The organism is Erwinia sp. PME.40.26/001 (assembly GCF_055556675.1).
This window is the reverse complement of sequence record NZ_JBVHNP010000001.1, coordinates 1,063,090-1,087,369: the sequence shown is the minus strand read 5'-3', so window position 1 is coordinate 1,087,369 and position 24,280 is coordinate 1,063,090. Positions and strand designations below refer to the sequence as shown.

Here is a 24,280-nt window from a genome sequence, read left to right as displayed (position 1 = left end):
TTCAGCCTGCGCTGTTCCGTTTCTCTGGATAAAGGATTGATAATCTGATGCACACTTTTTTACGCTCGCCGCTGCTGGCCCTGATGCTGGCAGCCATAGCCGCCCCGGCCAGCGCAGCCCCTGAGCGGGTTGCCGCGCTGGTGGCCCCCTTCGAAATCAAAGGGACTGACCCGACGCTCTCCGGCGATATCTTTCTGAAAATGTCGATTGTTGAAACCCTCGTCAGTGCTGATACCGCCGGGCAACCGCTGCCGGGTCTGGCGACAAGCTGGACAGTGTCTGACGACGGCCTGCTGTGGCGCTTTACGCTACGTCCTGACGTAAAGTTCCATGATGGCAGCGCGCTGACGGCAGAGAGCGTCGTCCATGCGCTGGACGTTTCGCGCAGCAAGCCTGGCCTGCTGGATAAAGCCCCGATTACCGCCATTCGTGCCGAAGAGGGAAAAGTGGTTATTGCCCTCAGCCAGCCGTTTACCCCATTGCTGAGTATGCTGGCGGAAAACCGCGCCCAGATCCTCGCCCCGGCTGCTTACGATGCGAAAAATAAAGTGGTACAGATTGTCGGCAGCGGCCCGTATCGCCTGACCTCACTGCAGGCACCGCAGAAACTGACGGTCACCCGTTTTCACGACTACTGGGGCAAAGCGCCTGCCATAGAACAGGCCAGCTATATGGCCGTAGGACGTGCGGAAACCCGGGCGCTGCTGGCGGAAAGCGGCAATGCCGATATGGTGCTGAACCTCGATCCTGCCAGCCGCAGCCGCCTGAAAAATAACCGCAATGTGCAGCTGCTGGCGGTCTCCATTCCGCGCAGCGTGCTGCTGAAGGTCAATGCGGGCCACCCGCTGCTGAAGGACGTACGCGTTCGTCAGGCGCTGAGTATGGCGCTGGATCGTGAAGGTATCGCCCGGGCGATCCTGCGTTACCCGGCGGCGGCCAGCCAGCTGTTTCCCCCGTCGGTGGCGCAGTGGCATAACGCCAGCCTGACCCCGCTGACGAGTCAGCCACAGCAGGCGAAGGCGCTGCTGGCAGAACTGGGCTGGACGCCGGGAGCCGGTGGCACGCTGCAGCGTAACGGCAAGCCGTTTTCCCTGACGCTGACCACCTATCCCGATCGCCCGGAGCTGCCGCTGATTGCCGCAGCCATCCAGCAGCAGCTGCGTGAAGTGGGCATACAGGTTGCGATCAATACCACTAACTCCGGGGAAATTGCGGCTAAACACCATGACGGCACGCTGGAACTGGCCCTGGTGGCCCGTAACTTCGCGTTGACCCCGGATCCGCTGGGGACGTTGCTGCAGGACTATGCCCCACAGGGTGGGGACTGGGGGGCGATGAACTGGCACAACGCCACTTTTAACCAGACGCTGGCCGATCTGGTACAGGGCCGCGACCCGGCAAAAAGCCAGGCCGAACGCCAGCAGCTGACGCATATTCTGCAAACCGACCTGCCGGTTATTCCGGTGGCCTGGTATCAGCAGACCGCCGCGGTATCCCCACGCCTGAGCGGGGCTACTCTCGATCCGTTCGAACGTACCTTTGGGCTGGAAAAGATGGAGTGGGCTGAATGATACGGATACTGGGCTACCGCCTGCTGCAGGCCGGACTGGTGGCACTGCTGGTCGGCGGCCTGACGTTTGTCCTGATGCGCTCGCTGCCGGGGGATATGGCTTACCGCATCGCCGCCGGGCGCTACGGCTACGACCGGGTGGATGCCGCCGCCGCCAGTGCGGTTCAGCAGGAGCTGGGGCTGGACCGTCCGGCCTGGCAGGCACTGGCCGACTGGTTTGTGCAGCTGCTGCACTTCAACCCCGGCAACTCGCTGATTTCCGGTGCGCCGGTGATGGAAGAGGTGGGCCATCAGCTGGGGCAGACCCTGCTGCTGGCGGCGGTAGCGCTGCTGCTGTCGCTGCTGCTCGGTCCGCCGCTGGGGATCCTCGCCGGACTGTCCCCCGGCGGCCGGCTTGACCGGATGCTGCTGGCCCTGTCCACCACACTGCGCGCGCTGCCGCACTTTGTGCTCGGGCTGATTCTGGTACTGATTTTCGCCCTCGGCCTGCGCTGGCTGCCTGCGGCCGGGTATGGCGACGTGCAGCACGTGCTGCTGCCGGCGCTGACGCTGGCGCTCGGGCTGGCGGCGGTGTCCAGCCGGGTGGCGCGCAACGCCATGCGCCAGGTCACGGAGGCGGCCTGGTATACGTTTGGCCGCACCAAAGGGCTGAAAGAACGCACGCTGTTCTGGCGTCACGGACTGCGCAACGTCAGCGTGCCGCTGGTGACCTACCTCAGCGTGCAGTTTATTTACCTGATCGAAGGGGTGATCGTGGTGGAAACCCTGTTTGCCTGGCCGGGCATTGGCCATGCGCTGGTACACGCCATTTTTGCCCGTGACGTGCCGATGATCCAGGGAACAGCCCTGGTGATGGGGCTGATGTTTGTCCTGCTCAATGCCCTGAGTGACGGGCTGTGTTACTGGCTGGATCCGCGAAGGAAGAACGCATGATGATGACGATAGTGCGCCGCAGTTCGCTGGCGCAACGCACCGGTGCGGCGCTGCTGCTGCTGCTGGTGATCTTTGCTTTTGTACTGCCGCTGCTGTGGCCGCAGGATCCGGTGCGCCAGAAGCTGATGCTGGCGCTGCAGTGGCCCAACCTCAGCGCGCCGTTTGGCTATGACCACCTGGGACGTTCGCTGTTTGCCCGCCTGACGGCGGCCATCCGCCTGTCGCTGGGGCTGGCGCTGGTTAGCGTGCTGAGTGCGATGATCCCCGGCATCCTGCTTGGAGTACTCGCCGCCTGGCGGGGGGGCGTGGTCGACCGGGGCGTGTCGCTGCTGGCCGATGCTTTTCTCGCGCTGCCGGGGCTGCTGCTGGTGCTGCTGCTCACCGCGCTGGTGCCGGACTCCGCCGTGATGCTGTATGTCGGTATTTCGCTGCTGCTGTGGGTTGAGTACTTCCGCATCAGCCGCGCCATTGCCCGGCCGGTGCTGAGTTCACCCGCTGTTCAGGCTTCGCGGCTGCTGGGACTCAGTCCGTGGCTGATCTTTCGCCGCCATCTGTGGCCGGAGATGGCCCCGGTGGTGCTGACCGTCGCGGCGTTTGGTGCGGCCAGTGCCGTAATGGCGATCGCCGCGCTCGGCTTTGTCAGCGTTGGCGTACGTCCACCCACCCCGGAGCTGGGGCTGATGATGACCGAACTGCTGCCGTACTACGAAGAGGCACCTTATGCGTTGTTGCAGCCGGTGGCCGTGGTCTTTTTACTGGTGTTAAGTCTGCTGCTGCTGGCAGGGAGGGAGAAATCATGATCCTGATGGATATTGACCAGGCGACGGTGACCGGCGGCGACCTGCCGGTGCAGCCGATCTCCTTCACCCTGCGGGCCGGACAGCCATTTACGCTGCTGGGAGAGACCGGGTCCGGTAAAAGCCTGCTGGCTCAGGCGGTGATCGGCACGCTGCCGCCGGGGCTGGAAGCCGGGGGCACCCTGCACTTTGCTGGCAGGGCGCACCCGCTGGCCAGCCGCCCGGCACGCGCACTCTGGGGCCATACCCTGGGGATCCTGCCGCAGGAACCCTGGCTGGCGCTTGACCCGACCATGCGGGCGGGGGAACAGGTGGCAGAGAGCTACCGTTTTCTGCGCGGCATGAAGAAGGGACCGGCGCGGGAAGCGGCGCGGGACGATCTGGCGGCGCTGGGCGTGGCCGGAGCGGCAGATCGCCTGCCACAGGCGCTGTCCGGCGGGATGGCCCAGCGCGTGGCCTTTGCCGCTGCACGTGCGGGGGGAGCGAACATTATCGTCGCCGATGAGCCAACCAAAGGGCTGGACGTGGCGCGGCGCGATGAGGTGATCGCGCTGCTGTTACAGGAAGTGCAGGCGGGCGGCGGGCTGCTGACCATTACCCATGATATTGAACTGGCGCGGCAGATTGGCGGCGAGGTGGCGGTGATGCTGCGCGGCGAGATTGTCGAGCGGGGGCGTGCAGAGCAGGTACTGACGCAGCCGCAGCACCCTTACACCCGGGCACTGCTGGCGGCCGATCCGTCCCGCTGGCCCGCCCACCGGCGGGCGGTGCCCACGCGGGAGGTGGTGCTGGAAGCCCATAACCTCAGCCTGCATCGCGGCGGACGTCAGCTGTTCAGCAACCAGTCACTGCGTATCCATGCGGGTGAGGTTATCGGTATTACCGGCCCCAGCGGCTGCGGCAAGAGCAGCTTCGGCGATATCCTGCTCGGCCTGCTTTCCGCCGACAGCGGGACGGTGGTGCGCGACCGCCAGATAGCGGCAGTGCGCTATCAGAAAATATTCCAGGATCCGCCTTCTGCCTTTGCCCCGCGCGTGACGCTGCGTCAGGCGCTGGGCGACGTGGTGAAACGGCACCGGCTGAACGGCGACCGCATTGCGCCGCTGATGGCGCGTCTGAAGCTGCGCCCGCTGCTGCTCGATCGCCACCCCGGCGAGATCTCCGGCGGTGAGCTGCAGCGTTTTGCCCTGCTGCGCGTGCTGTTGCTGGATCCGGTGTTTCTGTTTGCCGATGAGCCGACGTCACGGCTCGATCTGCTGACCCAGCAGCAGACCATTGAGCTGCTGGTGGAAGTGGCTGCGGGGCAAAACTGTGCGCTGCTGGTGGTCAGCCATGATGAGGCGCTGATTGACCACATCAGCCACCGGCGTATTCGCTTTGGTGAGGAGCATGCCCCTTCCATGCTGAGTCAGGAGGCCGCGATCGTATAATCTCAGGCAGACACCCCCCACCTCGGGTGCGGGGGTGTCTGTCACCCCGAAGATAAAACCGGGTTCTCTTTCATTTTTCCTTCCGTTCATTGTGGGCTATATTGGCAGCCAATCGACAATAATCCCTCTGTGACAGGTAACACCGGCAATGGCTCTGATCCCCAAAAACTACGCGCGGCTGGAAAGCGGCTACCGTGAAAAAGCCCTGAAAATTTATCCGTGGGTCTGCGGACGCTGCGCCCGCGAATTTGTTTATTCCAACCTGCGTGAATTAACGGTTCACCATATCGATCACGACCATACCAATAACCCGGAAGACGGCAGCAACTGGGAGCTGCTGTGCCTGTACTGCCACGATCACGAACACTCGAAGTACACCGAAGCTGACCAGTACGGCACCCGCGTGGTGGCGGGAGAGGACGCGCAGAACGACGTAGCAGCGGCAACCTACAATCCCTTTGCTGACTTACAGTCGCTGCTGAATAAGAAGAAATAGGCTGTCGGTGGAACCGGGCCGTGGCAAACGCGACGGGCCGGTTCTTTCAGGCCGGGACAGAGTTTTACAGCGCCCGGCCCAGAATCTCGCCAGGCAGACCGTCGAACTCCCTGAACTCCTGCGACGTGAAATGGTGATTGATGAGAATTTTTCTTGAGGCCAGATTCGCAGGATCGATGATGGCTATCAGGTGGGTTAACGCTGTAGCGTGGTGCGCCCGATCCATCAGCCACGCGGCAACCTGGCTGGCAATGCCTTTGCCCCAGTAATCCGGTAGCAGCATATACCCCAGCTCCGCGGTCCCGGGCGGGTCAGCAAGCGGCAACAGTTTACCCAGTCCGATGAAGTGGCCATCCTGCGCATCTGAAATCCTGAAATGCCCCAGCTCTGCGGATTCCGCATTGTCTTTTAACAGCTGGTCATAATCGCGGCGGGCTTCATCATGGGGGACAGCACGCTCGGTGATCATCGCCATCACCTGTGCATTGCTGACCAGCTTAAAATAGTCAGCAAAGTCCTGTTGACTGAATTTTTCTAAGACAATATTCAACGTTAGCCTCTTGTTTTTACAAAGCGTGAACGACAGGTAAAAGAGTATATCGGGTGAGCAGCGGTGTTTGAAGTCAACCAGGAAAGGGACTGGATAATTGCGCAGCGGCGGTAAACCCAGGGTGTACGCTATGAGCGGGGAGCGGAAGTTCGCAGTGGCACCAGACAGATATAGATTTGGCTTAAATAGTTCATAGTAATCGGAAAGAGGTTACTTCCTACAAAAAAATGAAATTAACCAAGGCTGACAATGACAAAGCTCGATGAATTAAAAAGCATTTATCCTGGTGCACTTGCATGGCATTTTGGCGACAGCCCTGAACTTGCTGACGAACTCGTTCAACTGGTTTTGAGTGGGATTAAAACAGCAACATGCTGTTCGGCAGCTTCTTTTCAGCGTGAATATGAACGAGGCGAAGCTCCCAGCGTTGGAAGTTACAATATCATTCTGGACGGAACCGGACAGCCTGTTTGCGTGATCCAGACTATCAGGATGCAGGTCATTCGCTTCTGTGAAATGACGAGCGAGCTGGCCAGCAAAGAAGGTGAAGGTGATTTAAGTCTGGAGTATTGGAAGGAAGGGCACAAACGTTATTTTGAACGTGAAGGCACTTATTCTGAGGAAATGGAACTTGTCTTTGAGGAATTTGAGCTTACCGATATTTTGTAAAGGTCCGCAGTGAGCGAATAGCGGACTTCTAAACAAGGCAAATTAAGCTGCTGTCCTGAAGCGTTTTGGTCATGTGCTTTGCCATTCTGCCTGGTTGACCCTGATAAATAACCTCTGCATCAGGCATGGCGATGTTTACCCCACAGAAGAAGGTTACAGAGGTGAGTATGAAAAAAGGATGGTCATGGTGGGGGCCTGAGAAGCAGGCTCAGAGGCGCAGAAGTGGCTTCTGTCACCCAATACTCAACAGGTGAATCCTGTTCTGCAGGATGGGTATCCCGTTCCTGGCTTTACTGATGAGAGCGAGAGCGTCTATGTCGCAGTTATGCACCCAGCTGTTACATGCGCCGCTACAATCGGCAGGCGGGTTTCTGAAGAATTACGCGGCGGTAAGAACGATAAGATCCCGGAGAGCTACCGTCTCTCTCGCTTCACCGCCAGCGGCACCTAATAAACGTTGGCAGAATTCTCAAAATGACAGGTACCGGAACATCCGCTGATACACACGTAAAAACGTACCTGGCTATATCTGCACTCATAATGACTTTCATGCCGGATGTCTGCGCTTCCACTCGGCGACAACCTCCGCCAGAGTTTTGCGCGTGTCATTTCGTATCCAGGCCATAAAGTCGCGGTCGAAGCGAAAGCGTTCACCGCACTGTGCGATCATAAAGCGGCGGACGTTTTGCGTATTTTTATAGCCTGCATCCACCAGGGTTTCAGGGGTCAGCGCGGCGCTGTGCCAGTCAGTTTTCATGTTTGCCTGTTCCTGATAACGCGTCATCGTGATGACGTCACCGGCCCTTGTCTCTTCCGCGTCCAGCAGAGGCCCCGCTCAGTCAGCGCTTCAGCCATGATGCCAGAACCGCTCCTGCCCACCGATCATGAAGATGACTCATGCAGCGGTGAAATTAAATCACTTTTACTCATTCAGCGACTCTGTCATAAATAAGCCATGCAATAAGCTCTGGCCAGTATGAAGATGACTGAATAAGAAAACCAGAAAAATTAAAGTAAAAAACACTGAAAAAGCAAGAAATACCTTCAGGTTTTTATATCAGAAATCAGGACAAGCTAACGATGAATAATCAATTAAAATTTACGATTAAAAGCCTTACTTTTGACGAAAATTATAATCCCTCTGAAAATACGCGCATTACGACCAACTTCGCTAATTTGGCCAGAGGGGACAAGCGTCAGGACAATCTGCGCAATGCGCTGAAAATGATCGACGACCGTTTTAACACGCTCGCCTGTCAGGATAATCCACAGGGCGATCGTTATTCCGTTGAGCTGGAAATTATTTCTGTAGCCATGGATGTTGAAGGGAAAGGTATTCCCTTTCCGGTGATCGAAATACTGAAAAACCATATTGTGGACCATAAAACGGGCGAGCGTATTGAGGGTATCACCGGCAATAATTTCTCCTCTTACGTGCGTGATTATGACTTTAGCGTCGTTCTGTTAGAGCACAACAGGAACAGCACTGAATTCAGTACGCCCGACAATTTCGGTGACCTGCACGGTAACTTATTTAAAAGTTTCGTCAATTCGGATACCTATAAAAGCCATTTTTCTAAAGCACCGGTGATCTGTCTGAGTGTGTCGAGTAAAAATACCTATCACCGGACTGACTATCGCCATCCGGTACTGGGTGTGGAATATCAGCAAAATGCCCTGTCAATGACTGACCATTACTTCAATAAAATGGGTCTGCAGGCGCGTTATTTTATGCCGTCAGGTAGCGTTGCGCCGCTAGCCTTTTATTTTACCGGGGATTTGACCGGCGACTACACGGATCTGGAGCTGATCGGCACCATCAGCACCATGGAAACGTTCCAGAAGATCTACCGCCCGGAAATTTATAATGCGAATGCGGTGGCGGGGCAGGAATATCAGCCTGACCTGAATCAGCAGGATTATGTATTAACGAAAATTGTATACGATCGCGAAGAACGCAGCCAGCTGGCTATTGAGCAGGGTAAATATACTGAAGAACATTTTATCAAACCCTACCGTGCGCTTCTTGAGCAATGGTCTGCCCATTACGTTCTTTGATTAACTAAAAAATTAAGGTCACCTGTTATGAAAATTTTGTTACCGACATCGACGTCAGGCAGTCTGCCGAAACCGTCCTGGCTTGCACAGCCTGAGACACTCTGGTCACCCTGGAAACTGGAAGGGGACGAGCTGATCGACGGTAAACACGACGCACTGCGCCTGTGCCTGGAAGATCAGCGTCAGGCGGGTATCGATATCGTCAGTGACGGCGAACAGACGCGCCAGCATTTTGTGACCACCTTTATTGAGCACCTCAGCGGCGTAGATTTTGCGAAACGTGAAATCGTCAAAATTCGCAATCGCTATGATGCGAGCGTGCCGACCGTGGTCGGTGCTGTCAGCCGCCAGAAGCCGGTGTTCGTGGAAGACGCGAAATTTTTACGCCAGCAAACCAGCAAACCAATCAAATGGGCACTGCCAGGCCCGATGACCATGATCGACACGCTGTACGACAGCCACTATAAAAGCCGTGAAAAACTGGCCTGGGAATTCGCTAAAATTCTCAATCAGGAAGCCAGAGAATTAGAGGCGGCTGGTGTCGATATTATTCAGTTTGATGAGCCTGCGTTTAATGTGTTCTTTGACGAGGTGAATGACTGGGGTATTGCTGCCCTGGAACGGGCCATTGAAGGGCTTAAGTGTGAAACGGCGGTGCATATCTGCTACGGCTATGGCATCAAAGCCAATACCGACTGGAAAAAAACGCTGGGGTCAGAATGGCGGCAGTATGAAGAAATTTTCCCTAAGCTGCAGACGTCTAACATCGATATCGTTTCTCTGGAGTGTCAGAACTCTCGCGTGCCGATGGATCTGATTGAACTGATCCGCGGTAAAAAAGTGATGGTCGGGGCGATTGATGTGGCAACCAATACCATTGAGACCCCAGAGGAAGTCGCGGAGACGCTGCGTAAGGCCCTGCAGTTTGTTGATGCCGACAAGCTTTATCCTTCGACCAACTGCGGGATGACCCCGTTATCCCGTCAGGTTGCCAGAGGTAAGTTGCAGGCGTTAAGCGCCGGCGCAGAGATCGTGCGCCGGGAACTGACGGCGAAATAACGCCATCAGATCGTCGCCATTCTGCATAACGATGTTGTAGCGCAGACGGTAAGCCGCCCCGCAGAGGAGGCATGCGGCTCACTTGGTTAGGCAGCAGGGAAAGACCGATCGCGCTGATATTCAGCGCGATTGGTCAGCGATCGGGAAAAGATTATTGCGGGTGATATTCGATATTAATCGGTTCATCCGGCAGTTGGGTGAACGTGCGGATAATGTGATGATAGTCCGCGGTCGGGTTGGTCTGGCTGAACTGCTGCGGGTAGAAGTCCTTCGCCAGCATTTCAATGCCAATAATGTTATACGGGTGGTTATAGAAGTGGTGGTAAACCGCGGCGACTCTGCCCGCTTTCACCGCCGGGATATCTTTCACACCGGTACGATCGCGCAGATGGTCGAAGCTGGCTTTGATCTCGCTGATATCAGTATTGTAACCCAGAGGGATCACCGGGCTGGCTTTACCGCCGCGCTTCGAGCCGCTCATCACATAGTAGTCCGGGTTCAGGCTGATCACTTTCTCCACTGCGATGGTGCCGCTGGTGCCCGGCAGCAGGTCAGAACCTATATTTTTTGCCCCCGTCGCTTCAATTAACGCGCCCCAGCCGTTATGGCCGTGGGTGAAGCAGCAGGCCCCGCCGCCGCCGATGCCGGCAATCGGCTCAACAAACACCCGCGGTTTTGGCGACACGTCTTTGACCGCAGCCTGAACGGCATTGAGCTTCTGCGTGTAATAATCCGTGTAGGCCTTCGCGCGCGCTTCCTGATCCAGCACCGTGCCCAGCAGAGTGACGCTGGCCGCGGTATTCTTAACCGGGTGCAGTTCATCATCGACAAACAGCACCGGGATCTTCAGCGCACTGAGCTGGTCCAGGACGCCGGTCTGTTGCAGGGCGGGTTTGGCGCGCAGCTGGGCAATCATCAGGTCAGGCTTTCTGGCGATGACGGTTTCAAGGTTCACTTCCCCCTGGTCAGAAAAGCCCATGTCGAGGATCTTGTCTGCCTCGGGCCAGCGTTTTTTCAGCATCTCCCAGCTGCCGGTATCCTGTTTTTTCAGCAGGTTATTCCAGGCAACCACCCGCTTAAACGGGTCTTCACGGTCGAGCAATGCCAGGTTCAGAATGTCGCGGCCATCCTGCAGGATCACCCGCTGCGGTGGGTGCTGTATCACCAGCTTCTGTCCGTCCATATCGGTGACGGTCACAGGATAGGTGGTGGCAAACGCCAGGCATGGCATCGCGGCGAGCAGCAGCGCGGGTAAGGTTTTCAACGGGCTCATGGTATCGGTATTCCTGCCAGAAAAGAGATGATAATTATTATCATTTTTATTCATCAGTTGTTAAACGAAAGCTAAACAACCTCTGAACGATAAATGCTGTTGTTGCAAGAGACTGTTTCAGGACCGCGCCCTGAAACGACGCGGCTTCTCGCGGCGAAAGCCCAGACCGATAATCCAGCCAAAGACATACGGCAGAAACGGGAAACGTTTAATGATGCGCGGCAGCGGGCTGCTTTCCCCCTCTTTACGCTTTTTGCCACTCATCTTTATCTGGATAAACTGCGTGGCGCGGGTAGGGAACTGACGCCGCTGCTGCACTTTTTTTAGCAGACGCAGGGGAACGCTGCCGCTGCGCAGGGCGGGCGTGAGAATATTGGCCGCGGCCACCGCATCCTGGATGGCGAGGTTCACCCCGACACCGCCGATAGGTGACATGGCGTGAGCCGCATCCCCGATGCAGAGCACCCCGGGCTTCATCCACGCATCCAGCCGGTCGATACGAATATCCAGCAGTTTGACCGGCTGCCAGTCCGTCAGCTCCGTCATGCGTTCAACCGGGAACGGGGCGACGGCAGCAACCTGCTGTTTAAACGCCTCAATCCCGTTCTCCTTTATCGGTTCGTAATCCCCTTTGGTGATGGAGTAACCACACTGCCAGTAGCTGCCGCGATCGAGCATGATAAAGTTCTGCTTCGGCCCTTTATGACCGGTGTTCCATTCCGGGTCATCGTCACGCTTGTTGAGCGGGAACCACAGCACATCCCGTGGCGAACCGAACGAACGCCCGGTCAGTCCGGCCTGCTGTCGGACCCTGGAGTGCCGCCCGTCGCAGCCCACCACCAGCGCTGCGCGGATCTCGCTGCTGCCGCTGGCATGGGTGGCACGCACGCCGGCGACGCGGTCAGCGTCATGCAGCAGTTCGCTGAAGGCCGTGGCGGGATAGAACGAAAACGTCGGCAGGGCGGCGGCTTTTTCTTTCAGAAAGTTGAGGAAATCCCACTGCGGCATAAACGCCATAAAGCGGCATTTGACCGGCAGGCGGGAAAAATCCGCCAGCGTCACCTCTTCACCGCCGATCTCTGCCTCCAGGCGCGGCGCACGCTGGTGCGGTAGCTGCAGCAGTTCGTCGAGCAGGCCAAGGTGGTGCATGATTTGCAGCGTGGAGGGATGGATGGTGTCGCCACGGAAGTCGCGCAGAAAGTCGTCGTGTTTTTCAATTACCACCACCTGCACACCGGCGCGGGCCAGCAGGTAGCCGAGCATCAGTCCGGCCGGGCCGCCGCCTGCGATGCAGCAGTCGGTGGTAAGGCGTTCAGGGGGGAAGGGGGACATAGTGACTCCGGGGAGGTGGGTGTGAGATTTATGATAATAGTTATCATTATCTCTGGCGAATTTTTATCGCCGGGTAAGGTCGGGTCGTGCGAAAAAGAAGCCCGACCCGGCAATCGAAGAGTGCTGCTGCGACTGTGCCGATGATGCACACGGGATGTGATGAACGCCTTTTTTCCGGTCGCCCGCAGGGGGTTAGTGCAGTTCCACCGCGTAGTCTGCAACCGGGGTGATCTTTTTCAGCAGCTTATTGTTAAACAGGAACTGCTCGTAGTCGGTGTAGCGTTTCACGTCGAGCCATGCCGGATCGCGGGCAAACAGCGGCAGGGTTTTCTGCCAGGCGACGCGGTTCAGCTCCGTGTTCAGTTCCGGGTGCGCTTTAGCAAAGGCCAGCCAGCTCTCCTGCGGGTGTTTCTGCAGATAGTCGTTGCCTTTTTTCAGCGCTGCGAGGAATTTCTTCACCTTCGGTTCGTTCACGCTGTCGCGGTTGGCGACAATCACCAGCTCGTCATAAGCCGGTACGCCGTAATCCTCGACGTTGAGCACCACCGGATCTTTACCCTGCAACCTTAGCTCCTCCGCTTCAATATTGCGGTAACCGCCGATCACCGCATCCACCTGCCCGGCCAGCAGGGCGCTGGTCAGCTGGAAGTTAACGTTAATCATCTTTATCTCTTTCAGGCTGAGTTTCTGATGCTTCATCATGGTGCTCAGCGTCACCTGTTCAATGCCGCTGACCGAATAACCGACGGTCTTGCCTTTCAGCCCTGACGGGGAGGTAATACGCTTATCCAGGGTGATGACGGTATTCAGCGGTGTGTTAATCAGCGTTCCCACGCGGACCAGCGGCAGGCCATCATCGGCGAAAAAATGCAGCTGGGGCTGATAGGTGATGGCAAGGTCCGCCTGTCTGGCCGCCACCAGACGCGGCGGCAGCGACGGGTCGGAAGGCGGGATAATCGTCACGTCCAGTCCCTCGGCCTTAAAGGCACCGATCTGCTCTGCCACCATAATCGGCGCATGATCCGGATTAATGTACCAGTCAAGTACCAGCGTCAGTTTCTCGCCAGCCATCGCCCCACTGCTGCAGGCTCCGCTTAACAGCAGTCCGGCGCAGATGTTCTTGATCATTTTATCTTCCTTCCAGAGGTTATCATCATGATTCAGGTGCCCAGTTAATCAGGCGGTGGAGCAGGGTGTCGACGGCCATCCAGAGTAAGACGGTCATCAGCACCAGAATAAACAATGCGGCAAAACACTGATCCGTCTGCATGCGTGCGTTGGCGTTCAGCATAACGAAGCCCAGCCCTCCGGCGGACCCGACCCATTCCCCGATAATCGCGCCAATCGGTGCCACGGCGGCGGCCATCCGCAGGCCGGAACCGAAAGCCGGTAACGCCGCCATCAGACGGACGTGGCGCAGCTGGGCCCAGCCAGAGGCCCCCATGGTGCGCGCCAGATCCAGGTAGTCCTGATTGACCCGCCTGAGCCCGTCAAACAGGGCCGACGTTACCGGGAAAAAAATCACCAGCACCGCCATCGCCACTTTGGCACTGAGGCCAAAGCCAAACCACAGAACCAGCAGCGGGGCCAGTGCAAATACCGGAATGGCCTGGCTGGTCAGCACCAGCGGCATCAGCCAGCGCTGCAGACGGGGGGGAGACGATCATCAGGATGGCCAGCAGCGACCCCAGCAACACGCCCAGCACCAGCCCGGCCAGCACTTCCGATGCGGTGATCAGGCTGTGATAAGCGAGAAAGGCGCGCCACTCCCACAGCGCACTGGCCACCGCGACCGGTGAGGGCAGCAAAAAGGCCGGGATCGTGCTCAGGGTGGCCAGCCACCACAGCAGGATCAGTCCGCTAAAAATTATCAGCCCGCGAGCGTGACCTGCCAGGCTGGCCCTCATCCTGCCGCCCTCAGCAGCTGTTGCAACAGCTGCCCCTGGCTTTTCAGCAGGTCGGCATCATCCGGCGCACGCGGCGGCAGGCCGCCAATGGTGTGACTGTCGTCGATGCCCGCAGGGTGCCCGGAGAGCACCAGCAGATGGTGGCTCAGACGGCAGGCTTCCATCGGGTCGTGGGTGATCAGCAGTACGGTGCGGTCCGCCAGCACCTCAGCGGCCAGCGTCTGGATCTTCGCCCGCGTCAGCGTGTCGAGCGCAGAGAAGGGTTCGTCCATCAGCACAACGGGGCGGTTCTCATACAGGGTGCGGGCGATGGCCGCACGCTGGCGCATGCCGCCGGAGAGGGCGGCGGGATGAAGGCCGGCATAGTCGTGCAGCCCGACGCGCGCCAGCAGGTGGTCAGCCCGGGCACTGTCAACGGGCTCCCTGCGCAGCCGCGCGCCGAGGGTGACGTTGTCGCGGATCGACAGCCACGGATAAAGCAGATCTTTCTGACCCATCCAGGCGATGCGCCCGGCCAGCGGCAGGCCGTCGCTGCCGCAGACCGAACCGGCATCGGGCGGGAGCAGCCCGGCAATGATCTTCAGCAGGCTGGTTTTGCCGCAGCCGCTGGCCCCCAGCAGCGCAACAAAACGCCCGGCGGGAATATCCACGCTGAGATCGCTGAAGAGCGGGCGCGGGCCGAAGCGCAGCGTCAGATGGCGAACCGCGATGCCCGGCGGTGGCGAAGCGGAATGGGCGGTCACGGGGTCGGTACCGCGTTGAGTCCCATCTGCCAGAAAGCCGACTCCAGGCGGGTAGCGGTGGTAAAAATCTCGGACAGGGCAGGGAAGCGGCTGCCGGCTCCCCGCTGCTGGCCGACCGTTTCCAGCAGTGCAAGGGCGGCACGTACCCCGGTCAGGTAGTCCGGGTCCGCATAGTTGCGGATCCAGGAAGCGTAAGGGCTGCCTGCCAGCACCGTGCGGGGGGAGGCCAGCAGGCCCAGGCCGATTTCGGCATACCCTGCCACACAGGGGAGCAGGGCGGCCAGCAGATCCAGCGCATCCCCTGAGTGACCGATATCCAGCACGTAGCGGGTGTAGTTCATGGTTTCTGCCGCCTCCGGTTCAGCGGCCATCTGTGCCTCGTTCAGCCCCCAGCTCTCGCAGTAGCGGACGTGCAGCGGCAGTTCGCTGACAATGGCATTGAGCGAGGCGGTAGCGGCACGCATCTCCGGCAGCGTGCGCAGCTTGCTGACCAGCAGCGCCCAGGCACGGGCAAAGTGGATCAGAAACAGGTAATCCTGGGTCAGATAGCGGCGAAAGGCGGTTTCGGGCAGCGTGCCCGTTGAGAGCTGCTGAATAAACGGATGCGCCACATAGTCCTGCCAGTCGTTGCCCGCCTGCTGGCGTAAACGTCCGTACAGGCCGTGGCTGAAATCGACAGGCTCAATGGTGTTCGACACAGAATCCCCTCATTTAAGTGGCGATCCAGGTGCGCGGAGGTGTGATCAGGCGAGAATAATGCCTACCCGTCCCTTCGCTGGCATGACCCAGATCAGGTTCAAAGGGTTCGGCTTATTACGCCATCTCAGCCCATACAGGACACCCCTCGGAGTGAATTGTTATACGATAATTCATTTTGGATAGCAATCCTTGCCAGCTGGCGAGATAGCGCGTACTTATACTGAATTGATTCGTTTTATCCTGTTGAGAAACCCTATGAAAAGTATTGGATTCCTGTCATTCGGTCACTGGACACCGTCCCCGCAGTCCGGCACCCGTTCAGCCGCTGACGCCCTGCTACAGTCTATCGACCTGGCCGTGGCGGCGGAAGAGCTCGGCGCAGACGGCGCGTATTTTCGCGTCCACCACTTCGCCCGTCAGTTAAGTTCACCCTTCCCGCTGATGGCCGCCGTCGGGGCGAAAACCCGGCGCATTGAGATTGGCACCGGGGTGATCGATATGCGTTACGAGAACCCGATGTATATGGCGGAAGATGCCGGTTCCGCTGACCTGATTTCAGGGGGGCGTCTGCAGCTGGGCATCAGCCGGGGTTCCCCTGAACAGGTGATCGACGGCTGGCGCTATTTTGGCTATCAGCCTGCGGAAGGGGAAAACGAGTCGGATATGGCGCGTCATCACACCGAAGTGCTGCTGGATGTGCTGCGCGGCGAAGGCTTTGCCAAACCGAACCCGCAGCCGATGTTTCCTAACCCGCCGGGCATGCTGCGCGTGGAGCCGTTCTCTGAAGGGCTGCGCGACCGCATCTGGTGGGGGGCGGGCTCCAATGCCACGGCGGTGTGGGCGGCCAGGCTGGGGATGAATCTGCAAAGCTCGACGCTGAAGGATGATGAAACCGGCGAACCTTTCCACATTCAGCAGGCGGCACAAATCCGCGCCTATCGTGAAGCGTGGAAAGCCGCGGGACACCTGCGTACGCCGCGCGTCTCGGTCAGCCGCAGTATTTTTGCGCTGGTGAACGAGAAGGATCGGGCGTACTTCGGCAACAGCGGTAAAGAAGGGGATAAGGTGGGGTATCTTGATGAGAAAACCCGGGCGATTTTTGGCCGCAGCTACGCCGCAGAACCTGACCGGCTGATTGAACAGCTGGCGCAGGACGAAGCGATTGCCGAAGCCGATACGCTGCTGCTCACCGTGCCGAATCAGCTGGGGGTGGATTACTGCGCACACACCATTGAAGCGATCCTTAAGCATGTGGCGCCAGGGCTGGGATGGCGTAACTAAGCGGGGGCTGGGGAACCGCCAGGCGTGCCTGGCGGTGACGTCAGCGTTAAAAGAGGTATTTCGCCCGCACGCGTGCGCCGTAACGTGGCTGATGATTTCCCCGATCGTCATCGGCGGCATTCAGCCATGACGCGTAACCGCCAAGATAGACCGTGAAGTTGGGCATATCGAGGATATCGGGAAGCTGCCAGGAGGTATGCAGGGTATGAATGTCGTAGCGCCCCGGCTGGAAGATAGCGCAGTCAGCGGTACACTCCTCACTGACACCGGACGCTGAGAATTCCGTGATATTATTATGGGCGTAGATATAGCCCAGTTCGACACGATGCCAGAGAGCATTAATCCCGGCGCTAAAGTCGGTTTCCTCCCGGGCATCCATATAGGCCGTATTCACGTTCACCACGGTGCCATTCTGCGGGTTGTTCTTTAACGTATTCCACGTCATGGTCAGCCCGTAGCCGGTGCGCTCCGACTGATCGCGCCAGCGGCCGTCACGGTCGGTATAGCCATAGGCGTTATTCACGATATTGCTTTCCATGGCGGCGGCGACGGACCAGATATCGGATCGCCATGCCACGACCGGGCGCACGTACATCACATTTTTCTGGTTTTCCATCGTGCGGCCGTGATAACGCTGATCCACATACAGCGCGCTGCCATCCTCAATCAGGGTGTTCACTTCAACGTACCACTTATCCCAGGTTTGGCTCAGCAGCAGGTTACCGCCGCTGTTACTGCGGCCACGCGCCTCCTTCATCATGTAGATATAGCCGTAGCCGTCGCTGTACAGATCGTTAGCGGTATTGCCCGAGTATTCGATAAAGGTGTCCTGATTGAGGGGAAACATATCCCAGGCTTCAAACCGCCCGGTCTTCACCTGCCAGTGGTCTTTCTGACCGAAAAAGAAAGCCGCATCGTCCAGATTCATTTTTCCGCGAATATCGGCCAGCGGCTGAACGTTGAATCCGGCATATTTCCCCTCAGTACCCTGGCGGATCCCCTCCACGCCTAACAGTATGCGGCCGTTAATATCCCAGCGTTCTTTATTGCCGGGAGCCCAGCTTTTATTGCTGCTGGTTTTTAACGATGTCAGGCTGCCCGTGCGGCTGGCCGCGTCGCCATTAAATTCCACATCGCCATAAAAACGCAGTTCCGCCGGGGTGTTCAGGCTCACGTCGAGGGGGCGAGCGGTGCCCGCGTGGGCGGTGGCGGCGTTATCCCCCCGGGTGTTCTGTTTTAATTTCACCATTTCCGCTTCTGCCCGGTCGGCGCGGTTTTCTGCCTTTTTCAAACGCGCTTCGAGTAATAAAAAACGCTGTTCAACGGTTAAGGTACTTTCAGCAAACAGGGTGACCGGAAAGATCCCGGCGCACAGCATCATCCCGACGGCTATTTTCATCGATGAATTCCTTGCACATGATTTTGTAGGGAGGCAAAAGGCTCACCCGTGGTCACGGGTGAGCAGCAGGGCAGTGCGTCAGGCTAAGTCCCAGGCTCCACACGCGGTGACGTCCGCGCTGCCGGACCAGGCAAACAGCGACAGCTGACGCTGCCCGGGGAAAATACGGCTGGTCAGGCAGGCTTCGCCATCGTTGACAAACACTTCCACCGAGGAGCGGTCAAAGAAGATGCGCAGGGAGAGCGTATCCCCGGCAGGGAGCGCGACGCTACGTTCGCCACTCAGACCGCATAGCGGATAGTGACGTGCCAGCAACAGGCGCTGGGACTGGCTGTCGACATACAGGCGCAGACCGTCTGACAGGCTGATGCCATACTGTTCCGCATCGCTGGTGGCCCGGTTCCAGCTGATGAGTACCTCACTGATTTCACAATTTTCCATGACGCACTGCTGCTGGTTTTTTAGCTTCCCGGCAGGCCACGGGTGCCAGCTCTGGCGCAGGCATTCCACCTCTCGCGCCGGGGTCATCTGCAGACGATGATCGGCCGTCAGGGTGAGCTCCCGGGGCAGGGTAAGCATGCCGCACCAGCCGTCCTGCTGCTCTGGCATCGCTGATTCCCAGGTGTTCATCCACGCCATCACTATCCGGCGGCCATCCGGTGTGACGAAGGTCTGCGGGGCATAAAAATCATGGCCGCGATCCAGTTCGGTGAAGTCGCCCTCTTGGGTAAAGTCGGCTCCCGGCTGCCAGTGGCCGACAATATAACCACTCTGGAACAGGTTGCGGTGGTCATAGCCCCGGGCCTGGATGCCCTGGGGGGACATCAGCAGGATCTGTTTGCCTGCCAGGGTGAAGAAGTCCGGGCACTCCCACATAAAGCCGAGGTGCGGCGGGGCCTCAGCCAGTATTCCGGCATCTTCCCAGCGGTGCAGATCGTCAGAACGGTAAAGCCTGACCTGCCCGGTATGCGCTTCACGGGCACCGACCACCATGTACCAGTGCCGCCCTTCCCGCCACACTTTAGGATCGCGGAAGTGATGCAGCCCGGCAGGGGTATCCAGCACCTGACCCTGACGGCTGAAGTGGATGCCATCCCGGCTGGTGGCCAGGCACTGCACCTGGTAAAGGTTATCGTCACTGGAGGGGTCGCCGTGAAATTTATGGCCGGTGTAAATCAGCGCCAGCTCATCCCCGTTGACCACCGCTGAACCGGAAAAGCAGCCGTCTTTATCTTCCGGCCCTTCCGGTGCCAGGGCGACGGGCAAATGCTCCCAGTTGACCAGGTCAAGGCTGCGCGCGTGGCCCCAGTGCATCGGCCCCCACTGCGTGGAGTAGGGATGATGCTGATAAAAGGCGTGATACCAGCCGTCAAACCATACCAGCCCGTTCGGGTCGTTCATCCATCCCGCCTGGGGAGCAAGATGATAACGGGGATACCAGCGGAGGGTAATCTGGTCGCGCTGGCGGATCAGCGCCTGTTCAGCATCTTCAAGTCGACATGTCATGATTGTTCACTCTTGAGTAGTGAGGGGGAAGAAGGGGCCGGAGGCGCGCCTTCTGATAAGGATTTCTGATTACGCAGCAGGAAGACGGAGAAAAAGGTGGTGCAGAACACCATCAGCCCCATGATCAGGTAGGACTGAGCAAAGCCATATTTCTCGTAGCTGTAGCCCGCCAGCGGGGACAATACCGTTGCAATCACCGAGCTGGTGCAGGCAAAGCCCACCAGGTACAGGGTTGAGGAGAGGCGTTTGTCAAAATGCAGGCTGTTGTATTTAAAAATGGACACCAGCAGCACCGGCAGTTCCAGCGCGTGCAGCAGTTTGGTGATGGAAATCAGCAGCGGGCCTTCCACCATACCTGACGCCACCATGCGCAGCGCCATCACCATCCCGGCAAAGATCAGCCCGTTTTTAGCGCCGATACGGTTTACCAGCCACGGGGCGCAGAACATGCCGGCGGCTTCCAGAAAGACCTGGAAGGAGTTCAGGTAGCCGAACATGGCATTGCCTTCGCGCAGGGTGGGGAACTGGGAGGCGAAGTAGACCGGGAACTGCTGATCGTACACCCCGTAAATACAGGTGCCGACCACGAAGAACACCAGCGCCCAGAAGCGGGGCAGGGTCAGTAAGCGCAGGGCATCTTCCAGGGTCACTTTACTGATGCCGGTCTCCAGCTTTTCCAGGCTGGCGGGGGTGCTGACGTTAAGCCGCGCCAGCAGAATAAAGAACACCACGCCAGAGCAGGAGGCCACCAGGAAGTTGAGTTTCGGGTTGAGATTAAACAGCAGCCCGGCGAAGAAGGTCGCCACCGCCCAGCCCAGCGAACCCCACATGCGGGCTTTACCAAACTCAAAGGTGCTCTGCCGTGCCACGCGCTCGGTATAAGATTCCAGCACGCCGATGCCGCCGTTAAAGGTCATGCCCACGAACAGTCCGCCAAAGATGCTGCCGGCTAAAATATTGATTTTCAGCAGGTAGCCGAACAGTAAGAAAGCCGGGCCGGAGAGGATCAACAGGGCGGTCATGTACCACAACAGGTTTTTCCGTAAGCCCAGCCGATCCTGAATAAAGCCGTAGCAGACCTGCGCGCACAGCGCCGACACCGACAGCACAGAGAAAATAATCCCGGTGTCCGAGGCCCGCATCCCCACTTCCTGATGCAGCCAGATGGAAAACAGCGAGCTGGAGGAGGACCAGCTCACAAAGAAGAAGAACAGCAGGGCGCTCAACAGCGGATAACTACGAGAATGATGTTTTTTCATCATTATGGTCTCAGTAAGGAAGATGGCGCATGATAACGTTAACATTCTGTGGTTGAGCAGCGTATTGGCGGCGATATATGATGTTAATCACAGAGGTTAACGTTAACATTATCAAACTGAGACGGCGATCAACTTTTTTGACGGTGTGAGGCTGGTTTCGGCGGCGGGGGTCAAAATATCGCAGGCTCCTTTTTACTTCATAAAGGGAGTTGTATAGCCTTACGCACAGTCGTGGACGGCGATGGCTTAAATCAGGACAGAAGGTTATGGCGTCATTAAAAGATGTGGCACAGCGTGCAGAAGTTTCCCTGATGACCGTTTCACGGGCACTCAATGCCCCTGAGCGGTTAAAGCCTGAAACGCTGATCCGGGTGCAGGCGGCAATCCGGGAGCTGAACTATGTGCCCGATCTGTCAGCCAAAAAGATCCGTGGCGCACGTGCAACGCCAAGAACCATCGGCGTGCTGGCGCTGGATACCGTGACCACGCCCTTTTCCGTGGAGATCACCCTGTCGATTGAGGAGACGGCGCGCGCGCACGGCTGGAACAGTTTTGTGGTGAATATGTTTTCGGACGACAGCCCGGAAACCATGGTCGATCTGCTGCTTTCCCACCGGCCGGGCGGCATTATTTACACGACGATGGGCCTGCGGCAGGTGCCGGTCCCGGAAAAGCTGCTGACGCTTCCCTGCGTGCTGGCCAACTGTGAAAGTCTGCACCAGCCGGTAGCCAGCTATATCCCGGACGATGAGCAGGGGCAGTACGCCGGGGCAAAAGGGCTGTTCGCCGCCGGGTATCGCCGTCCGCTATGCCTGCATCTGCCGTCGCAGCATCTGGCCACGCGCCGGCGGCGTCAGGGGCTGGATCGCGCCTGCCATGAAGCCGGCATTGACACGGAGAGCCTGACCCACCGCTATATGACCTATGGCGATGAGCATTATCGCGATATCCCGGCCAGCGTTCTGTCGCAGTTTTCCCGGGGGAAACCCGTTTTTGATTCGGTGATCTGCGGCAATGACCGGGTGGCGTTTATGGTTTATCAGACCCTGCTGGCGCAAGGCGTCCGTATTCCCGAAGAGGTGGCCGTGCTGGGGTATGACAATATGGTGGGTATTGGCGATCTGTTCCTGCCGCCGCTGTCGACGGTGCAGCTTCCGCACTATGATATTGGCCGCCTCAGTGCGCTGCATATCATCAACGGTCAGACGCATCAGAACACGGTCCGCGTTCCCAGCCCGTGGCTGGAGAGAGCGTCGATTGCCCGCAGGCCAGCCTGATGGCGATGGCCTGCGCCTGCCCGCCAGACGTTCAGCGGGCAGGTACTGGCGTTAAAACGAGGTCCACTCCTCTTCTGCCGCTTTAGCCGGTCGGGACGGCACGGCAAGCGCTGGCGTCTGCGCCGCGCCGCTTACCCACTCACCTTCGTGTACCTGGCTGGCAGAGATTTTAAAGATAGCGACCATCTCACTGAGTTTTTTCGCCTGCTGTTCCAGCGAAATGGCGGCAGCCGAAGACTCCTGAACCAGCGTGGCGTTTTGCTGGGTGGTGGAGTCCATCTCGGTGACGGCTTTACCGATTTGCTCAATCCCCTGACGCTGTTCACTGGAAGAGCTGGAAATTTCGTCAATAATCTGGCTGACGTGGGTCACCGAACTGACGATATCCTCCATGCTGGCTCCGGCGCGGTTGACCAGCTCCGTCCCGGTGCCAATGCGCGCCACGGAATCATTGATCAGCGATTCAATTTCTTTCGCGGCATCCGCGCTTCGCTGCGCCAGCGTTCTGACTTCCCCCGCGACCACGGCAAACCCGCGTCCCTGTTCACCCGCTCTGGCGGCTTCTACCGCCGCGTTCAGCGCCAGAATATTGGTCTGGAAAGCAATGCCGTTGATCACGCTGATAATCTCGGTGATCTTCTTCGAACTGGTCGCAATACCGTTCATCGTACTGACCACTTCACCCACAATCTGGCCACCTTTGCGTGCATCGGCGCTGGCGCTGGCGGCCAGTTTGCTGGCCTGCTGGGCATTATCGGCGTTTAACCTTACCGTCGACGTCAGCTCCTCCATGCTGGAGGCGGTTTGTACCACGGCCGCTGACTGCTGTTCGGTGCGGGAGGCTAAGTCCGTATTTCCGGCGGCAATCTGTGACGAGGCGCTGGCAAGATGGCTGACGCTTTCACGGATGCCCGAGATCATGTCGCGCAACCGCGTGTTCATGGCCCCCATGGTTTGCGTCAGTCTGCCAAGCTCATCCGTTGAGGACGCCGCGATCTCTGCCGTCAGGTCGCCTGCGGAAATACGCTGGGCCAGCGCCAGGTTTTCACCAACGGGACGGGTGATCTTACGGGTGATGACCCAGGCCGTCAGCAGTCCGGCAACCACGCCCGCCAGCGACAGCGCCGAGATAATCATAATGGTGTTAACAATCAGCTGATTATTGAAGTCTGCCTGGGCTGCGATCAGCTCCTGGGTCGACCGGTTCAGCGACTCTGCGCCGGTGCCCATGGCGTCGGCAGCTTTCTGCGTGGCGGCGATGGCGGGCAGGAAGGTGTCAACGGCGCTTTTCAGCGCCTGATAACGTTCCCATGCCGGGGTCAGCACAGCGCGGGTGCTGTCGGAGGCGCTGGTCTGGGCATCACTGTACAGTGACTCCGCGTGGGTGAAGGCCTGTTCGAAGCGGGATAAAGCGTCCGGGGTGTGCTGGACCACCAGGTTATCTGCCGCTTCACTGAGCAGGGTTAAGGCAAACAGCAGATCATACAGTCTGGCACTGACGTCAGCCTCGGGCGCGGTATTCTTAATCTGGCTTTGCAGGTCAGCGATGGTGCGTTTGTCACTGTACTGGTGGACTTTCTGTGACAGCTGATTGCTCTGAACGCTTTTCTCATGGAAGGTGGTACGCAGCTGGCTGTAGTTGCGGATCAGGCCACCGAGCTGATCGAAGTGGGCCTTAGTGTCCCCGCGCCAGTTATACCTGCCAGCCTCGCTGTGCAGTGCCTGCATGGATTGGATGGCTTCACCGTTTTCTTTCATTTTCTGTTCGTCACCGGTCTGCATATAGAGCAGGCGGTTTCTTCTGGCGGTATCCAGCAGATTACCAATGTCATTGGTGATCTGGGTTTTTATCGAGTTACGCTCAATGGATTTTAAAGAAGAAATACTGTATCCGGATATGCCAATAATGATGGCGATCAACAGAATAAAACCTGAAAACAGTTTTTTTCCTATTGAGTAATTATTGAAATCAAATGCGCGCGTAATCATATTAAATCCCTTATAAACATAATTAATGGTCTTGGAGGTGTCTCTTCCCCAGG

21 protein-coding genes, 1 pseudogene and 1 riboswitch are annotated in these 24,280 nt (G+C 58.2%); of the genes and pseudogenes, 10 read left to right on the top strand and 12 right to left on the bottom strand.

Translation table 11 applies throughout. The features are described from left to right. The first annotated feature begins 47 nt into the window (after positions 1-47). The 5 genes from ACZ3HG_RS05335 to yajD all read left to right on the top strand — a co-directional run bounded on the left by ACZ3HG_RS05335 (position 48) and on the right by yajD (position 5,226). Positions 48-1,571 (top strand): ABC transporter substrate-binding protein, encoded by a 1,524-nt coding sequence (locus ACZ3HG_RS05335; protein WP_465332143.1) that lies wholly within the window; start codon positions 48-50, stop codon positions 1,569-1,571. After that, positions 1,568-2,503, top strand: a complete 936-nt coding sequence (locus tag ACZ3HG_RS05330; protein WP_465332141.1) for an ABC transporter permease — start codon at positions 1,568-1,570, stop codon at positions 2,501-2,503. The genes ACZ3HG_RS05335 and ACZ3HG_RS05330 overlap by 4 nt, the downstream gene beginning before the upstream one ends. Further along, the gene (locus ACZ3HG_RS05325; protein ID WP_062743078.1) at positions 2,503-3,303 is read left to right on the top strand and encodes an ABC transporter permease; all 801 of its coding nucleotides are present in this window, start codon (positions 2,503-2,505) and stop codon (positions 3,301-3,303) included. The genes ACZ3HG_RS05330 and ACZ3HG_RS05325 overlap by 1 nt, the downstream gene beginning before the upstream one ends. Further along, complete coding sequence (locus ACZ3HG_RS05320; RefSeq protein WP_465332139.1) at positions 3,300-4,730, top strand: ABC transporter ATP-binding protein; 1,431 nt, start codon at positions 3,300-3,302, stop codon at positions 4,728-4,730. Before ACZ3HG_RS05325 ends, ACZ3HG_RS05320 begins: the two co-directional genes overlap by 4 nt. A 148-nt stretch (positions 4,731-4,878) precedes the next feature. Then, complete coding sequence (gene yajD / locus ACZ3HG_RS05315) at positions 4,879-5,226, top strand: HNH nuclease YajD (RefSeq protein ID WP_062742647.1); 348 nt, start codon at positions 4,879-4,881, stop codon at positions 5,224-5,226. Positions 5,227-5,290: 64 nt separating this feature from the next. Here the strand turns inward: yajD and ACZ3HG_RS05310 are convergent, their stop codons facing one another. Then, on the bottom strand, positions 5,291-5,776 hold the full coding sequence (locus ACZ3HG_RS05310) for a GNAT family N-acetyltransferase (protein ID WP_191932740.1): 486 nt from the start codon (positions 5,774-5,776) through the stop codon (positions 5,291-5,293). A 249-nt stretch (positions 5,777-6,025) separates the two neighbouring features. Here ACZ3HG_RS05310 and ACZ3HG_RS05305 point away from each other — a divergent pair, with 249 nt between their 5' ends. Further along, positions 6,026-6,445 (top strand): ASCH domain-containing protein, encoded by a 420-nt coding sequence (locus ACZ3HG_RS05305; RefSeq protein ID WP_118663854.1) that lies wholly within the window; start codon positions 6,026-6,028, stop codon positions 6,443-6,445. Between the two features lie 547 nt (positions 6,446-6,992). Here the strand turns inward: ACZ3HG_RS05305 and ACZ3HG_RS05300 are convergent. Beyond that, a complete protein-coding gene (locus ACZ3HG_RS05300; RefSeq protein ID WP_191932738.1) occupies positions 6,993-7,202 on the bottom strand; it encodes a DUF6434 domain-containing protein in 210 nt (69 codons plus the stop codon). Positions 7,203-7,525: 323 nt separating this feature from the next. On the opposite strand from ACZ3HG_RS05300, the gene ACZ3HG_RS05295 reads away from it, so the two are divergent. Beyond that, positions 7,526-8,503 carry a DUF1852 domain-containing protein gene (locus ACZ3HG_RS05295; RefSeq protein ID WP_191932737.1) on the top strand — a complete coding sequence of 326 codons (978 nt, stop codon included), beginning with the start codon at positions 7,526-7,528 and terminating at the stop codon, positions 8,501-8,503. A gap of 27 nt (positions 8,504-8,530) precedes the next feature. After that, positions 8,531-9,562 (top strand): methionine synthase, encoded by a 1,032-nt coding sequence (locus ACZ3HG_RS05290; RefSeq protein WP_191932736.1) that lies wholly within the window; start codon positions 8,531-8,533, stop codon positions 9,560-9,562. A gap of 151 nt (positions 9,563-9,713) precedes the next feature. Here ACZ3HG_RS05290 and ACZ3HG_RS05285 read toward each other — a convergent pair whose 3' ends face one another. The 6 genes and pseudogenes from ACZ3HG_RS05285 to ACZ3HG_RS05260 all read right to left on the bottom strand — a co-directional run bounded on the left by ACZ3HG_RS05285 (position 9,714) and on the right by ACZ3HG_RS05260 (position 15,503). Beyond that, entirely contained in the window at positions 9,714-10,835 is a 1,122-nt protein-coding gene (locus tag ACZ3HG_RS05285; RefSeq protein WP_062743076.1) for an ABC transporter substrate-binding protein, read from the bottom strand. A gap of 117 nt (positions 10,836-10,952) precedes the next feature. Then, positions 10,953-12,167, bottom strand: coding sequence for an FAD-dependent oxidoreductase (locus tag ACZ3HG_RS05280; protein ID WP_465332136.1), 1,215 nt, complete (start codon positions 12,165-12,167; stop codon positions 10,953-10,955). Between the two features lie 192 nt (positions 12,168-12,359). Continuing rightward, entirely contained in the window at positions 12,360-13,295 is a 936-nt protein-coding gene (locus ACZ3HG_RS05275; protein WP_191932733.1) for an ABC transporter substrate-binding protein, read from the bottom strand. A gap of 25 nt (positions 13,296-13,320) precedes the next feature. Then, positions 13,321-14,074: pseudogene (locus ACZ3HG_RS05270) on the bottom strand (ABC transporter permease). Next, complete coding sequence (locus ACZ3HG_RS05265; protein WP_465332134.1) at positions 14,071-14,817, bottom strand: ABC transporter ATP-binding protein; 747 nt, start codon at positions 14,815-14,817, stop codon at positions 14,071-14,073. Before ACZ3HG_RS05265 ends, ACZ3HG_RS05270 begins: the two are co-directional and overlap by 4 nt. Next, entirely contained in the window at positions 14,814-15,503 is a 690-nt protein-coding gene (locus ACZ3HG_RS05260) for a TenA family protein (protein ID WP_465332579.1), read from the bottom strand. The genes ACZ3HG_RS05265 and ACZ3HG_RS05260 overlap by 4 nt, the downstream gene beginning before the upstream one ends. Before the next feature lie 64 nt (positions 15,504-15,567). Then, positions 15,568-15,672, bottom strand: a riboswitch (TPP riboswitch). Positions 15,673-15,771: 99 nt separating this feature from the next. Between ACZ3HG_RS05260 and ACZ3HG_RS05255 the strand changes: the two genes are divergently transcribed. Next, on the top strand, positions 15,772-16,797 hold the full coding sequence (locus tag ACZ3HG_RS05255; protein ID WP_465332132.1) for an LLM class flavin-dependent oxidoreductase: 1,026 nt from the start codon (positions 15,772-15,774) through the stop codon (positions 16,795-16,797). A gap of 46 nt (positions 16,798-16,843) precedes the next feature. Here the strand turns inward: ACZ3HG_RS05255 and ACZ3HG_RS05250 are convergent, their stop codons facing one another. The 3 genes from ACZ3HG_RS05250 to ACZ3HG_RS05240 all read right to left on the bottom strand — a co-directional run bounded on the left by ACZ3HG_RS05250 (position 16,844) and on the right by ACZ3HG_RS05240 (position 20,964). Continuing rightward, entirely contained in the window at positions 16,844-18,196 is a 1,353-nt protein-coding gene (locus ACZ3HG_RS05250; RefSeq protein WP_465332130.1) for a carbohydrate porin, read from the bottom strand. Between the two features lie 78 nt (positions 18,197-18,274). Further along, a complete protein-coding gene (locus ACZ3HG_RS05245) occupies positions 18,275-19,702 on the bottom strand; it encodes a glycoside hydrolase family 32 protein (RefSeq protein WP_465332128.1) in 1,428 nt (475 codons plus the stop codon). Then, on the bottom strand, positions 19,699-20,964 hold the full coding sequence (locus ACZ3HG_RS05240; protein ID WP_191932728.1) for an MFS transporter: 1,266 nt from the start codon (positions 20,962-20,964) through the stop codon (positions 19,699-19,701). The genes ACZ3HG_RS05245 and ACZ3HG_RS05240 overlap by 4 nt, the downstream gene beginning before the upstream one ends. Before the next feature lie 263 nt (positions 20,965-21,227). On the opposite strand from ACZ3HG_RS05240, the gene ACZ3HG_RS05235 reads away from it, so the two are divergent. After that, a complete protein-coding gene (locus tag ACZ3HG_RS05235) occupies positions 21,228-22,238 on the top strand; it encodes a LacI family DNA-binding transcriptional regulator (protein ID WP_465332126.1) in 1,011 nt (336 codons plus the stop codon). A gap of 51 nt (positions 22,239-22,289) precedes the next feature. Here the strand turns inward: ACZ3HG_RS05235 and ACZ3HG_RS05230 are convergent, their stop codons facing one another. After that, positions 22,290-24,227, bottom strand: coding sequence for a methyl-accepting chemotaxis protein (locus ACZ3HG_RS05230; protein ID WP_191936996.1), 1,938 nt, complete (start codon positions 24,225-24,227; stop codon positions 22,290-22,292). Positions 24,228-24,280 lie beyond the last annotated feature (53 nt).

Excerpts from the sequence above, each read along its gene's own strand:
- ACZ3HG_RS05335 (WP_465332143.1), top strand. The coding sequence starts at position 48 with ATGCACACTTTTTTACGCTCGCCGCTGCTGGCCCTGATGCTGGCAGCC.
- ACZ3HG_RS05330 (WP_465332141.1), top strand. The coding sequence starts at position 1,568 with ATGATACGGATACTGGGCTACCGCCTGCTGCAGGCCGGACTGGTGGCA.
- ACZ3HG_RS05325 (WP_062743078.1), top strand. The coding sequence starts at position 2,503 with ATGATGACGATAGTGCGCCGCAGTTCGCTGGCGCAACGCACCGGTGCG.
- ACZ3HG_RS05320 (WP_465332139.1), top strand. The coding sequence starts at position 3,300 with ATGATCCTGATGGATATTGACCAGGCGACGGTGACCGGCGGCGACCTG.
- yajD (WP_062742647.1), top strand. The coding sequence starts at position 4,879 with ATGGCTCTGATCCCCAAAAACTACGCGCGGCTGGAAAGCGGCTACCGT.
- ACZ3HG_RS05305 (WP_118663854.1), top strand. The coding sequence starts at position 6,026 with ATGACAAAGCTCGATGAATTAAAAAGCATTTATCCTGGTGCACTTGCA.
- ACZ3HG_RS05300 (WP_191932738.1), bottom strand. The coding sequence starts at position 7,202 with ATGAAAACTGACTGGCACAGCGCCGCGCTGACCCCTGAAACCCTGGTG.
- ACZ3HG_RS05295 (WP_191932737.1), top strand. The coding sequence starts at position 7,526 with ATGAATAATCAATTAAAATTTACGATTAAAAGCCTTACTTTTGACGAA.
- ACZ3HG_RS05290 (WP_191932736.1), top strand. The coding sequence starts at position 8,531 with ATGAAAATTTTGTTACCGACATCGACGTCAGGCAGTCTGCCGAAACCG.
- ACZ3HG_RS05285 (WP_062743076.1), bottom strand. The coding sequence starts at position 10,835 with ATGAGCCCGTTGAAAACCTTACCCGCGCTGCTGCTCGCCGCGATGCCA.
- ACZ3HG_RS05280 (WP_465332136.1), bottom strand. The coding sequence starts at position 12,167 with ATGTCCCCCTTCCCCCCTGAACGCCTTACCACCGACTGCTGCATCGCA.
- ACZ3HG_RS05275 (WP_191932733.1), bottom strand. The coding sequence starts at position 13,295 with ATGATCAAGAACATCTGCGCCGGACTGCTGTTAAGCGGAGCCTGCAGC.
- ACZ3HG_RS05255 (WP_465332132.1), top strand. The coding sequence starts at position 15,772 with ATGAAAAGTATTGGATTCCTGTCATTCGGTCACTGGACACCGTCCCCG.
- ACZ3HG_RS05250 (WP_465332130.1), bottom strand. The coding sequence starts at position 18,196 with ATGAAAATAGCCGTCGGGATGATGCTGTGCGCCGGGATCTTTCCGGTC.
- ACZ3HG_RS05245 (WP_465332128.1), bottom strand. The coding sequence starts at position 19,702 with ATGACATGTCGACTTGAAGATGCTGAACAGGCGCTGATCCGCCAGCGC.
- ACZ3HG_RS05240 (WP_191932728.1), bottom strand. The coding sequence starts at position 20,964 with ATGATGAAAAAACATCATTCTCGTAGTTATCCGCTGTTGAGCGCCCTG.
- ACZ3HG_RS05235 (WP_465332126.1), top strand. The coding sequence starts at position 21,228 with ATGGCGTCATTAAAAGATGTGGCACAGCGTGCAGAAGTTTCCCTGATG.
- ACZ3HG_RS05230 (WP_191936996.1), bottom strand. The coding sequence starts at position 24,227 with ATGATTACGCGCGCATTTGATTTCAATAATTACTCAATAGGAAAAAAA.